Below are 12,499 nucleotides of genomic sequence, written 5' to 3'. Positions count from 1 at the left end.
GGTTATCCCTCCAGCGCCGCTTTCGCCACTTGCATAAAATGCCTGACCCGCGCCAGTTCCACTTCGTTCCACCACACGCCATCGCGCTTCAGGGTACTGGCGACAATCACCCCCTGAGTGCGGCCCAGAATAGCGCAGACGTTTTCCGGGGTGACGCCCGATCCCACCAGCAGCGGCAGCGAGGTTGCACTGCGGATCTCGTCGATTTCACCCATCGTGGCGCTGTCGCCGGTGCGCTGGCCGGTGGCAATTACCGCATCCGCTTCGAAAAACTCCACGTCGCGGGTTAATTCCGGGATAGAACGGTCGGCAACAATCGCATGGCTGCCATGTTTGACGTGGCTGTCGGCGAATACGCGGATATGCTCCGCCCGCAGCTGGCTGCGATAGCGCAGCGCTTTGGCCGCCGCGCCTTCAATCAACCCTTCGTTGGCGACATAGGCATTGGCCCATTGGTTGACGCGAATAAAATCGGCCCCACCCGCCAGCGCGGTCGCCAGCGCCGGGATCGCCGCATTCGCCAGCACGTTAATCCCCAGCGGTACGCCAAAACGGCAGCGGATTTTTTCGGTGATCACCGCCATCAGCGCCGCGGTTTCCGGGCCGATATCCTCCGGTTTTGAAAAAGGAATATCGCCGTGGTTTTCCACAATCAAACCATGTACGCCGCCGGTGAGATAATTATCGGCATCGCGCAGCGCGCGGTCGATAATATCACCCACCGACGCACCACGATATTTTGGTGAGCCAGGAAAGGCGTCGCAGTGAATAACACCGATGACCGCTTTCGGACGTGAAAATATTGCTTGTATTGCGTTGCTCTTTTCTGATGAGATAACTGCCATCTTAATCACCCTTTCGAGAAAACCATGCATATCTACGTATGCGGTAATATTACCGTTGATGAATTCTGGCAGGTGGATCATTTTCCTGCCGAGGGCGAATCCGCCCTGGGAAATAAAGTTCACAGCGACGTGGGCGGCAAAGGATCCAACCAGGCGCTGATATTATCCCGCTGTGGCATTGCAACGTCATTAATAACCGCCACCGGCGAGGATTCACAGGGCGAATGGCTGCGCCAGCGCGTCAGCCAGGAAAGTCTGACGTTGTTACCCGCGTATGCCACCGTTCCCTTTAGTGATAACTCGGTTATTTTCACCACCTGTGAGGGTGATAATGCCATCATGACCAGCAACGCCGCGGCAAATAGCCTGACGCCGGAGCGGGTCAGCGTCCATTTAAGCGACGCGCAACCGGGCGATCTATTTTTGCAGCAGGGAAACCTGGCGCCGGATACTACGCTGGCGCTGTTTCAGCTGGCAAAATCACGCGGTATGACCACGGTATTTAATCCCTCGCCGGTCAATCCTGACTTTATTCACTGCTGGCCTTATGTCGACATCGCCGTGGTCAATCAGGGTGAAGCGGCGCTGCTGTCCCCGGTACTGCCGCCGCACGGCAGCCTGATCACCACGCTGGGCGCTGCGGGTGCCGAATTGCAGCGTGACCAGCAGCGCTGGCGGGTCGCCGCCGTGCAGGCTGATGTCATCGACACCACCGGCGCAGGCGATACCTTTCTCGCGGTGATGCTCGCTTCCAGCCTGCTGCGACAGACGCCACCGGACGCGCTGGCCCTGCGCCATGCTACCGAGGCGGCAGCCCTTACCGTCAGCCGTCGGGGCACCTGGCGCGCGTTTCCCACATCCCAGGAGCTGCAAACTATTCTGGCCAGCACAAACGCGTAGCGGCGCGATGTAGCGCGCGGGTTTTACCCACATCAGGCAAGGCATTGCGCCGCGACGGCATGGGGCTTACTTGAACATCGAACGGTAAGTGCCCACGTTCTCTTTGGTCACCACCGTCGCCGGTACCTGAATCAGCTTCTGTACCTTTTTACCGGCGCTCAGGTCATTCAGCGCTTTCACCGCTTCCGCACCCATTTTTTCCGGGTCCTGTTGCAGCACCGCCACCACATAACCCTGGTCGATACCGCTGATGGCGCGCGCCGTCAGATCCCAGCCAAACACCTTGATATCTTTCTGACGCCCCTGGTTCTCCACCGCAGCAATCGCCCCGAGCAGCGCCGGTTCACCCGTGGCATAAATCGCCGTCATATCCGGGTTGCCGGTAATCAGGTTTTCTGCCGCCGTCATGGCGTCATCCTGAATATTGCGGCCATCGACCACGTCGGCCACGCTGATGTTTTTATTCGCTTTAATGGTGTCTTCAAAGCCTTTCTGCCGCGCGTTCTGGATCGCCGAGTTCAGTGCGCCAACAATCCCGACGCGGGCTTTGCCGCCCATGCTTTTATCCACATAGCCGAGGAAATATTTACCGAGAATTTTACCGCCTTCAACGTTATCCACCCCAACCTGCGCTGACTGAGGACCGGCAGGTAATACCGCATCGATGGCAATCACCGGAATATTTTTCGCCGCTGCTTCTTTTATCGCTGGCATAATTCCGTTGACATCAATGGCATCAACCATAATGCCTTTCACGCCCTGTTCAATATAGTTTTCAATGGCATCATTTTGTGAAACCGGATTATCATTGGCGTTAAAGATAACGACATTTTTACCGCTGGCTTTCGCCGCTTCCGTCGCGCCTTTATTCATCAGATTGAAAAATAATGCCTGCTGGTTAATTTGCACCAGCGCATAATCAGCGGAAGCCGCCATGGAAGACGCGGAAATTAAAGAAGTGAGAAGCACGGCACAGGAAAGAACGGTTTTCTTGCTGGTGTTAAATAACATCATTTATGCCCTCGTCAAAAAGAGTCTGAACCCCGAATGGGTAAGTTTTTTTGCGGGACAAATATCTGTAACAGCCGACGGAATGTCTGCTGCCTGCACTGGCGGCCTTTATTACTTTTCCGTCACGAACTCCGTTCGGTAACCGGGTGAAAAGCGTTAAAGGGAAAAACGGCATCGGATAAACTGGGTATCACCATTCGCCGATCGCTAAAAAATGTCAAGCGAATATTTTAAGTTCGCGTGCTGCAAAAGATCTGTCGCTGGCAGGGAAAAATGTGTTAATGCTGTGGCCGATAAAAGGTGTGCACTCATGACAAAAAAACGCGTATTACTCTCAGATGTGGCGCAACTGGCAGGGCTGTCAAAGGCAACCGTGTCGCGTTATCTCAATCATTCGCTGGTTTTGCCGCAGGATACGGTAGCGCGTATCGAGAATGCGATTCGCCAGCTCGATTATCGCGGCAACTCACTGGCGCGCCGACTGAGCAAAGGCGGCAGCGAGACCCTCGGCCTGGTTCTGCCCGATATCACCAACCCCTTCTTCGCCGAACTGGCGGATGCCGCTGAAGAAGCGGCTTCGCAGCATGGCTACAGCCTGGTGCTGTGTATCACCCGCAACAACCCGGACAAGGAGTGCCAGTTTATCCGCTGGCTGGACACCTGCCAGGTGGATGGCTTGCTGTTCACCACCAACCGCCCGGATAACGGCCTGCTGTGCAAAGAAGTGCAGCGTCAGCAGCGCATCGTGCTGCTGGACGAAGATATTCCTGGCAGCAACGTGCCCAAAGTGTTTGCCGATAACGTACAGGGCGGCCGGATGGCGACCGAACAGCTGATTGCCGCCGGTCATCGGCAGATCGCCTTTGTTGGCGGCCCGGATGCGCTGATGAGCGTACGTGAGCGTTATCAGGGCTTTTGCGAAGCAATGCAGCAGGCGGGGCTGGCAGTGGTGCCGGAGTGGGTGATGTTCGGCAAGTATGAACGCAGTTTTGGCGCCCAGGCGCTGCATCACTTTTTCGCGACGGCGCAGCGCCCCAGCGCGGTGTTTGCCGCCAGTGACTATCTGGTGCTCGGGCTGCTGGATGGCCTGCGTGAACGCGCTTTACGCGCCCCGGAAGCGCTGTCGCTGGTGGGGTTTGATGATGCCAGCTATGCCGATTTTACCCAGCCGCGCATCTCCACCATTCGCCAGCCTGCGCGCGAAATGGGGCGCGCTGCCGTTGAGCAAATGCTGCGTCTGCTGCACGGCGAACAGCCGGTGGCGCAGGAAACCCGTCTGCCGGTGGAATGGATTGCCCGCGACTCCATCAGCCCCCTTAATCCCGTGCGCTAAAATGGCGCACCGCTGCACCCTGGTGGCCCATTAACCGGTTATTTCACGCTGTTTAGTAAACCGGTTTACCCCCGAAAAAAATTTATTTCATCAATGTTAACAGCTGGTTGCATAACCTTCAGACTGGTGATTTTTTCACCTGGCACAGTCTCTGCTATCTTTCCAGTGGCGAACAAATATCTCTGCAATACATGCGTTGGTCAGCGACACGCCGTACGCGCATCGGGTAAACCGGTTTACAAGATGTGAACCTTTACCGCGTACGGCGTCCGCTGATGCAACGTCTCCGTTTGAATAACAAGGGGAGTGTTGAGATGGAACAGCAGCAACGTGCCGCTCCGGCACGGGTTGAGATGGTCAATATCACCAAAACCTACGGTTCGATTCGCTCGCTGCGCGGCGTCAATTTGCAGCTGGCGCCGGGCGAGGTGCTGGGCCTGGTGGGCGACAATGGGGCCGGGAAATCGACGCTGACCAAGGTGCTGTCCGGCGCCGTGGTGCCAACCAGCGGTGCGATTCGCATCGACGGTGAGGAGCAGCGCTTTGCCAATCCAGCCGATGCCCGCCGTTGTCATATCGAGATGGTGTACCAGGACCTTTCGCTGTGCGACACCGTCGATGTGGCAGGCAACCTGTTTATGGGCCGCGAGCCAATGAAGCACCTGCTTGGCGTGCCCTTCCTCGACCAGCAGAAAATGCATGCCGACGCCCGTGAAATGCTGAAAGGCTTAGGGATCTCGATTCCCGATACCCGACTGCTGGTGCGCAATCTCTCCGGCGGCCAGCGTCAGGCGATCGCCATCGCGCGCGCCGCCGCCTTCGCCCCGAAGGTGTTGATCATGGATGAACCCACGGCGGCCCTGGCGGTAGCGGAAGTGGAAGCGGTGCTGGCGCTGATTAAACGCGTCAGCGCACGCGGCGTCAGCGTGATTCTGATCACCCACCGCTTACAGGATCTGTTCCTGGTCTGCGATCGCATCATGGTGATGTATGAGGGCACCAACGTGGCAGACCGTCGCGTCGCCGATACCAGCCTGGGTGAGATCGTCAACCTGATCGTCGGCGAGAAGTTCACCGCGCCGTCCGCCCACGCCCATTAAGGGAACGAGTATGAGTATGGTTAACCTCTCTGGTTCACGCATGATCCAGCATTCGCTGCCGAAACGCCTGCTGCATAACCATTCCGGCGTGGTGAGCATTGCGCTGTTTTTTATCTTTTGCTGCGTGGTGTTCTCGCTGATCACCAGCAACTTTCTCACCACGCCTAACTGGCTCAACATTATTCGCCAGAGCGCGCCGCTGCTGATTGTCGCCACCGCCATGACGCTGGTGATCACCACCGGCGGGATTGATCTCTCGGTGGGTTCGACACTGGCGCTGGTGGGCGCCCTGTCGGCCATCGCCCTCAACAGTTGGGGCTGGCCGTGGTATGCCGTGCTGATTGGCGGCCTGGCGCTGGGGGCGCTGGTTGGGGCGATCAATGGTTTTTTCATCGCTTATGAAGGCATTCCGGCGTTTATCGTCACCCTGGCGACGCTGGCGGTGGTACGCGGCGTGGCGCTGCTGCTGACGCAGGGTTATTCGATTCCGATTCCGGCCGACAGCCCCTTCACCTTTATGGGACGCGCCTGGGTGGTTGGCATTCCGATGCCCGCGCTGATTGGTATCCTGGTGCTGATTGTCGGGCATGTGGTGCTCAATCATATGCGTTTTGGCCGTTATGTCACCGCCATCGGCGCCAACGCCGAAGGCGCACGCCGCAGCGGCATCAGCACTAAAGCGGTGGTGATGCGCGTCTATATTCTCAGCGGCATGGCGGCGGCGCTGGCCGGGATGATCATCACTGCCCGTCTCGGCAGTGGCTCCTCCAATCAGGGCGAAGGCTTTGAATTGCAGGTGATTGCCGCCGTGGTGCTTGGCAGTACCAGCCTGTTCGGCGGTTTTGGTACGGTGCTCGGCACGCTGCTTGGCGCCCTGTCCATCGCCATCATTCAGAACGGCCTGATCCTGTCACACATTTCGCCGTTCTACACCCAAATCGCCACCGGCGCGATCATCCTGCTCGCCATCTGGATCAATACGCGCATTCTCAATCCGGCACGCGCCTCCGCAAAAGGATAGCTATGAAAAGTTCTATTTTTCGTCATCCCGAGCCGCTGCCGCTCGGCGTGCAGAGTGGTTACGTGATGACGGTCCTTGGCCCGCTGCCGCTGGATCAGATGGGTGTCACGCTGATGCATGAACACATTCTGCTGGATGCCTCCGGCAAATGGGTGCCGCCCTGCTGCTGTAGCGAACGCCATATTGCCGAGATGCCGGTGCGTATCGAAAATCTCGGCGATCTGGCGCTGAATCCGCTGATGAGCCGCGATAACTGCCAGCTGTTCGATGTGGATGTGGCGATCGAGGAGCTGATGAAGTTTCGCGCCCTGGGTGGAGAGACGGTGGTCGATCCTACCAACATCGGCATTGGCCGCGACCCGAAGGCGTTGCAGCGCATCGCGCGACTCACCGGCCTGAATATCATCATGGGCACCGGTTTGTATCTGCAACCGTCGCACCCGGAGTGGGTAAAAACCACCAGCGTGGAGCAGCTGACGGAGAAGCTGATTTATGACCTCGGCGGACAGCAGGAAAAACCCGACGTGCTGGCCGGGCTGATTGGCGAGATCGGCGTTTCCAGCCGCTTCACCGCCGATGAAGAGAAGTCGCTGCGAGCGGCGGGCCGCGCCAGTGCCGCCACCGGGGTGCCGATTGAGGTTCACCTGCCCGGCTGGGAACGCCTCGGCCATAAGGTGCTGGATATTCTCGAACAGGAAGGTGCCGACCTGCGCCATACCGTGTTGTGCCATATGAATCCGAGCCACGCCGACAAAAGTTATCAGCGTGAACTGGCGGATCGCGGGGCCTGGCTCGAATACGACATGATCGGTATGGGCTACTACTACGCCGACGAAGAGGCGCAGTCCCCGTCGGATGAGGAGAACGCGCGCGCCATCTGTGCGCTGATCGACGATGGCTACATCAACCAGCTGTTGCTGTCGCAGGATGTGTTCCTGAAAACCATGCTGACCCGCTATGGCGGCCACGGCTACGGCCATATCCTGAAGAATTTCGTACCGCGTCTGCGTCGCCACGGCCTGAGTGGTGAACAGTTAGAAACGTTGATGATCGCCAACCCGCAGCGGGTCTTTGGCGCGTAATGGAGAAAATCATGACGAAGAAGGTTTTGCTGGTGGGTGAATCCTGGACCAGTACCGCAACCCATATCAAAGGTTTTGATCAGTTCGCCACCGCCACCTGGCACAACGGCGCGGTGGATTTCCTTGCGGCATTGCAGGATAGCGCTTATCAGATCACCCATATGCCGGTGCACGAAGCGCCCGAACAGTTCCCGCTGACGGCGGAAGCCTTGCAGGCGTGGGACGTGATCATCCTGTCCGATATCGGTGCCAATACCCTGCTGCTGCATCCCAATACCTGGCTGAAAAGCCAGCGCACCGCCAACCGTCTCACCCTGCTGCATGACTATGTCGCCGAGGGCGGCGCGTTGATGATGATAGGCGGCTACTACAGTTTCCAGGGGATCAATGGCGGTGCGCGCTATCGCAACACGGCGGTGGAGCGGACGCTGCCGGTCCGTTGTCTCGCCTGGGATGATCGTGTGGAACGCCCTGAAGGTTGCTATCTGGCCGCCACCCAGGCTCACGCCGTGCTGGAAAATCTGCCAGCGGAGATGCCGTGGCTGCTGGGCTACAACGAAGTCGAGATGCAGCCGGAAGGCCAGCTGCTGGCGACGGTGGCGGGCACTTCCCATCCGCTGCTGGCGGTCCGCGAATATCAGCAGGGCCGCACGCTGGTGTGGACCAGCGATATGTCGGCGCACTGGCTGCCGCCGGAGTTTGCGCAGTGGCCGGGCTATCGCCAGCTGTGGATCAACTGCCTTGACTGGCTGACCGGATCAGCGGCATGAGCGAGGTGCTGACCCTGACGCAGCAGTTGCTGCGTTTCAACACTATCAATCCGCCCGGTGATGAAGCCGCCTGCATGGCGTGGCTGGCCGATTATCTCAGCGCGGCGGGTTTTCACGTACAGCAGCACAGCTTCGGTGAAAGGCGCGTCAACCTGGTTGCCACGTTACCCGGTCGCGGCGGCGGTTTGCCGCTCGGCTTTACCGGCCATCTGGATACCGTGCCGCTGGGTGCCGCCGCGTGGCAATTCGATGCCTTTGGTGCGGATGTCACAGATGACCGGATCTATGGCCGGGGCAGCAGTGATATGAAAGCGGCGATTGCCGCCTTTATCGTCGCCTGCCAGCGTCATAAACCGGCGATCGCCGCAGGCAGCGGCGTGGTGCTGTATCTCACCGGCGGTGAAGAGACCGGCTGCGACGGCGCGCGGGCGCTGATCGACAGCCAGCCTCTGCCGACGCCAGGCGCGCTGATTGTGGGCGAGCCAACCGCCAATTATCCGGTGATCGGCCATAAAGGCGCGCTGTGGCTGCGTTGTGAAACCCGCGGCAAAACCGCGCACGGCGCGATGCCGCATCTGGGTATCAACGCCATCTATCTGGCGGCGACAGCGCTGGGCAAAATTCAGCACTTCTCACCGGGCGCGCCACATCCGTTAATGAAGCAGCCGACGCTCAACGTCGGGCGGATTCAGGGCGGCCTGAACATCAATTCGGTGCCGGATCGCGCCAGTTTTGATGTGGATATTCGTACCGCGCCGAATCTGCAACATGGAGAAATCCGCCAGCGCCTCGGCACCACGCTGGGAGAAAGCGTGTTCGTCACCACCCTGGTGGATCTGCCTGCGGTACTGAGCGCGGCCGAACATCGCTGGATGCAGCAGATTTTCCAGCTCTGCCAGCCGCTGCACCCTGAACCGCTGACGCCACGTATCGTGCCCTACTTCACCGATGCTTCGTTGCTGCTGCCCGCGCTTGGCGCACCGCCCTGCGTGATCCTCGGGCCAGGCGAACCGACTATGGCGCATCAGACCGATGAATATTGTCTGCTGTCCCGGCTGGAGGAAGCGGAGGGCCTGTACGGGGAAATTATTCAGGAATGGATGACGGAAAAGGCGTAATCCATTCATCACGCGGCTAATGTGAAGAGATAAACAACGCGTCCTGATGCTCAGGCGGCACGGCAAAATGCTGCTGCATTCGGCGGCTCTCTTCCGCCGGAGGCAGACCAAACAGGCGTTTAAACTCGCGGTTAAACTGCGACGGGCTTTCGTAGCCCACCGCGTGGCTGGCGGCAGCGGCGGTGATCTGCTGCCGGACCATCAGCATCCGCGCCTGATGCAGCCGAACCGACTTCACATACTGCATCGGCGCCTGCCCGGTGATGGCGCGAAAATGAGTGTGAAACGTCGGCACGCTCATCCCCGCTTCCGCCGCCAGCTGCGTCAGCGTCAGCGGCTGCGCATAGATGGCGTGGATCTGGCGCAACGCTTTGCTGATTTTGCCAAACTGTCCCTGCTGGGTTAAGGCGGACCGCATCACGCTGCCCTGCGCGCCGGTCAGCACGCGATAATACAGCTCACGCATCAATGCCGGACCGAGGATCGCCGCGTCACGCGGCTGGTTCATCGCTTCCAGAAAACGCAGCACCGAAACCTTCATCGCCTGATCCATCGGACTCGACATCATGCTTTGCGGAGCCGGAACGGCTTCTGTCTTGCCCAGCTGGTCGAGTTGCAGCATCAGCTCCGCCGCGAGGCTGAAATCCAGATGCATATAAATGGCGAGCAGTGGCCGTTCTGCTGAAGCCTCGGTTTCCATCACAAACGGCACCGGCACCGATACCGCCAGATACTGCTGCTCGTCATAGACATAAACCTGATCGCCGAAATAGCCGCGCTTACACCCCTGGCAGACAATCACGATCCCCGGATCGTAGAGAACCGGGGTGCGCGACAACGGACGATCGGAACGCAGGATGCGTACCGACGCCAGCGATGTCAGGTTATAGCCTTCCTGCGGCGCCAGCGCCTGTAGCAGTGCCACCATCCGCGATTGCAGCTGTTCTCGCATAAAAATCATCCACTCATAAGATCAGGCAATAAAAACAGAAGAAAGGGTCTCAATACAAGCCCGTCAGAAGAATATTATGCATGTTCACTTTAAGACCGGGAGTTATCTTTTATGTCATCATGCAAAACGCTTTTGATCACCGGCGTCAGCAGCGGCTTTGGTCGTGCGCTGGCACAGCAGGCGCTGAGTGAAGGCCACCGGGTAATCGGCACCGTGCGTAACCACGCGGCACAACAGGCCTTTACCGCGCTGCACCCCGATCGCGCTCACGCCTGTCTGCTGGATGTTACCGATTTCGCCGCCATCGACAGCACCATCGCCCACCTTGAAGCGACCCACGGACCGATTGATGTGCTGGTCAACAACGCCGGGTACGGCCATGAAGGGGTGATGGAGGAGTCGCCGCTGGAAGAGATGCGTCGTCAGTTTGATGTCAACGTGTTTGGCGCGGTGGCGATGATCAAGGCGGTGCTGCCGTTTATGCGTCAGCGTCGCCGTGGCCATATCCTTAACATCACCTCAATGGGCGGATTTATCACCATGCCGGGGATCACCTATTACTGCGGCAGCAAGTTTGCGCTGGAGGGAATTTCGGAGGCGCTGGGTAAAGAAGTGCAGCCGTTTGGCCTGTTTGTCACCGCCGTTGCCCCAGGCTCGTTCCGCACCGACTGGGCGGGTCGTTCGATGGTGCGCACGCCGCGCGCCATTGCCGATTATGATGCGCTGTTTGATCCGATTCGTGCGGCGCGTGAAGCCAAAAGCGGCCAGCAGCTGGGCGATCCGCAGAAAGCCGCGCGCGCCATGCTGACGATTATCGGCAGCGATAACCCACCAGCCCATCTGCTGCTGGGCAGCGACGCCCTTGAGCTGGTACGTACTAAGCTGACTGCGTTTAATAATGAGATCGACCATTGGGAAACGCTGACACGCTCAACGGATGGCAACTAACGAAATAACCGTCTGGCTTATTTCCCGCAAAGGATAAATATGCGCCAGCCTCTATTTAAAGCTGGCGCAGTTTATTTAAAGAATATCTGTTAAACGGAAGCGGAAATAACCGGCTTAGTGATTATTTCCCGGAGAAGGAGAAATGCGGATCAATAACAAATTTCTTCGGCGCACCAGAATCAAATTCACTGTAACCACGCGGCGCATCTTCCAGAGAGATAACCTCAACGCCAACAATTTTAGCAATCGGAATTCTGTCCCAGAGAATCGCCTGCATCAGCTGACGATTATATTTCATCACCGGCGCCTGCCCGGTGTGGAAGGCATGTGATTTCGCCCATCCCAGTCCCAGACGAATGCTCAGACTGCCCATTTTAGCCGCCTGATCGACAGCGCCGGGATCTTCGGTGACGTACAGGCCGGGGATACCAATTTTCCCGGCAACGCGGGTAATCTGCATCAGGGCATTCAGCACCGTTGCCGGGGCTTCATGTTGTGCGCCTTCATGGCCGTGGCCTCTGGCTTCAAAGCCCACCGCATCAATGGCACAATCCACCTCAGGCTCGCCGAGAATATCGGCAATCTGTTCATGCAGTGGGGTATCTTTACTTAAATCAACCACTTCAAACCCCTGCTGCTGCGCATGTTGGATACGCGCAGGATTCATATCCCCGACAATCACCACGGCGGCACCCAGCAGGCGCGCCGAGGCGGCGGCAGCCATCCCCACCGGTCCGGCTCCGGCGACATAGACGGTGCTGCCCGGCCCGACACCGGCGGTCACCGCGCCGTGGAAACCGGTAGGCAAAATATCGGACAAACAGGTTAAGTCTTTGATTTTCTCCAGTGCCTGCTCACGATCGGGCAGCTTCAGCAGATTGAAATCAGCATAGGGAACCAGCACGTATTCCGCCTGGCCGCCGACCCAGTCGCCCATATCGACATAACCGTAAGCCCCACCGGCACGCGCCGGGTTGACGCTCAGACAGACGCCGGTGTGCTGTTCTTTACAGGAGCGACAGCGCCCGCAGGCCACGTTGAACGGTACTGACACCACGTCGCCGATGGCAAATTTCTCGACGTCGCGCCCCTTTTCAATCACTTCACCGGTGATTTCATGCCCCAGCACCAACCCTTCCTGCGCCGTGGTTCGTCCGCGCACCATATGTTGATCGGAACCACAGATATTGGTGGAAAGCACTTTGAGGATCACACCGTGTTCAATTTTCTTGCCCCTGGGGTCCTGCATTTTTGGATAATCAATTGACTGGACTTCAACTTTACCTTTACCTATGTATACCACTCCGCGGTTTTCAGACATGTGAGCACCTTTCAGATAATTGGCTGGTTATTAAGTCGTGAATGTCGCAGTTGAGCATTAAGACCTGCTCTGCGCCTCTAAGCTTAATAACTCTTCAG

The 12,499-nt window shown here is 58.2% G+C and carries 13 protein-coding genes; 9 read left to right on the top strand and 4 right to left on the bottom strand.

All coding sequences use genetic code 11. The features are described 5' to 3' along the window. Positions 1-2: 2 nt before the first annotated feature. Positions 3-845 carry a BtpA/SgcQ family protein gene (locus AC6I8V_RS21030; RefSeq protein ID WP_497846413.1) on the bottom strand — a complete coding sequence of 281 codons (843 nt, stop codon included), beginning with the start codon at positions 843-845 and terminating at the stop codon, positions 3-5. Positions 846-869: 24 nt separating this feature from the next. Between AC6I8V_RS21030 and AC6I8V_RS21025 the strand changes: the two genes are divergently transcribed. Further along, positions 870-1,745 carry a ribokinase gene (locus AC6I8V_RS21025; protein WP_497846412.1) on the top strand — a complete coding sequence of 292 codons (876 nt, stop codon included), beginning with the start codon at positions 870-872 and terminating at the stop codon, positions 1,743-1,745. A gap of 66 nt (positions 1,746-1,811) precedes the next feature. Here AC6I8V_RS21025 and AC6I8V_RS21020 read toward each other — a convergent pair whose 3' ends face one another. Beyond that, complete coding sequence (locus tag AC6I8V_RS21020) at positions 1,812-2,759, bottom strand: ABC transporter substrate-binding protein (protein ID WP_497846411.1); 948 nt, start codon at positions 2,757-2,759, stop codon at positions 1,812-1,814. Here AC6I8V_RS21020 and AC6I8V_RS21015 point away from each other — a divergent pair. The 7 genes from AC6I8V_RS21015 to AC6I8V_RS20985 all read left to right on the top strand — a co-directional run bounded on the left by AC6I8V_RS21015 (position 2,680) and on the right by AC6I8V_RS20985 (position 9,180). Then, a complete protein-coding gene (locus AC6I8V_RS21015; RefSeq protein ID WP_497846598.1) occupies positions 2,680-2,898 on the top strand; it encodes a hypothetical protein in 219 nt (72 codons plus the stop codon). The genes AC6I8V_RS21020 and AC6I8V_RS21015 overlap by 80 nt on opposite strands. 168 nt (positions 2,899-3,066) lie before the next feature. Continuing rightward, positions 3,067-4,089, top strand: coding sequence for a LacI family DNA-binding transcriptional regulator (locus AC6I8V_RS21010; RefSeq protein WP_497846410.1), 1,023 nt, complete (start codon positions 3,067-3,069; stop codon positions 4,087-4,089). 353 nt (positions 4,090-4,442) lie between these two features. Further along, positions 4,443-5,189, top strand: coding sequence for an ATP-binding cassette domain-containing protein (locus AC6I8V_RS21005; protein WP_497846578.1), 747 nt, complete (start codon positions 4,443-4,445; stop codon positions 5,187-5,189). A 10-nt stretch (positions 5,190-5,199) separates the two neighbouring features. Further along, positions 5,200-6,210 (top strand): ABC transporter permease, encoded by a 1,011-nt coding sequence (locus AC6I8V_RS21000; RefSeq protein WP_497846409.1) that lies wholly within the window; start codon positions 5,200-5,202, stop codon positions 6,208-6,210. 2 nt (positions 6,211-6,212) lie between these two features. Further along, positions 6,213-7,292, top strand: coding sequence for a phosphotriesterase family protein (locus tag AC6I8V_RS20995; protein WP_497846407.1), 1,080 nt, complete (start codon positions 6,213-6,215; stop codon positions 7,290-7,292). Between the two features lie 11 nt (positions 7,293-7,303). After that, positions 7,304-8,062 carry a glutamine amidotransferase gene (locus tag AC6I8V_RS20990; RefSeq protein WP_497846406.1) on the top strand — a complete coding sequence of 253 codons (759 nt, stop codon included), beginning with the start codon at positions 7,304-7,306 and terminating at the stop codon, positions 8,060-8,062. Next, on the top strand, positions 8,059-9,180 hold the full coding sequence (locus tag AC6I8V_RS20985; protein ID WP_497846405.1) for a M20 family metallopeptidase: 1,122 nt from the start codon (positions 8,059-8,061) through the stop codon (positions 9,178-9,180). Before AC6I8V_RS20990 ends, AC6I8V_RS20985 begins: the two co-directional genes overlap by 4 nt. A gap of 16 nt (positions 9,181-9,196) precedes the next feature. On the opposite strand, the gene AC6I8V_RS20980 is transcribed toward AC6I8V_RS20985, so the two are convergent. Further along, positions 9,197-10,132, bottom strand: coding sequence for an AraC family transcriptional regulator (locus tag AC6I8V_RS20980; RefSeq protein ID WP_497846404.1), 936 nt, complete (start codon positions 10,130-10,132; stop codon positions 9,197-9,199). A gap of 111 nt (positions 10,133-10,243) precedes the next feature. Here AC6I8V_RS20980 and AC6I8V_RS20975 point away from each other — a divergent pair, with 111 nt between their 5' ends. Next, the gene (locus AC6I8V_RS20975) at positions 10,244-11,080 is read left to right on the top strand and encodes an oxidoreductase (RefSeq protein WP_497846403.1); all 837 of its coding nucleotides are present in this window, start codon (positions 10,244-10,246) and stop codon (positions 11,078-11,080) included. Between the two features lie 121 nt (positions 11,081-11,201). Here the strand turns inward: AC6I8V_RS20975 and fdhA are convergent, their stop codons facing one another. Further along, positions 11,202-12,401 carry a formaldehyde dehydrogenase, glutathione-independent gene (fdhA, locus tag AC6I8V_RS20970; RefSeq protein ID WP_497846402.1) on the bottom strand — a complete coding sequence of 400 codons (1,200 nt, stop codon included), beginning with the start codon at positions 12,399-12,401 and terminating at the stop codon, positions 11,202-11,204. Positions 12,402-12,499: the final 98 nt, after the last annotated feature.

Source organism: Pantoea sp. X-Soil-TKNS-1207, from assembly GCF_059730485.1.
The sequence above is the reverse complement of the archived record's forward strand: the minus strand, read 5'-3'. Positions and strand labels throughout refer to the sequence as shown.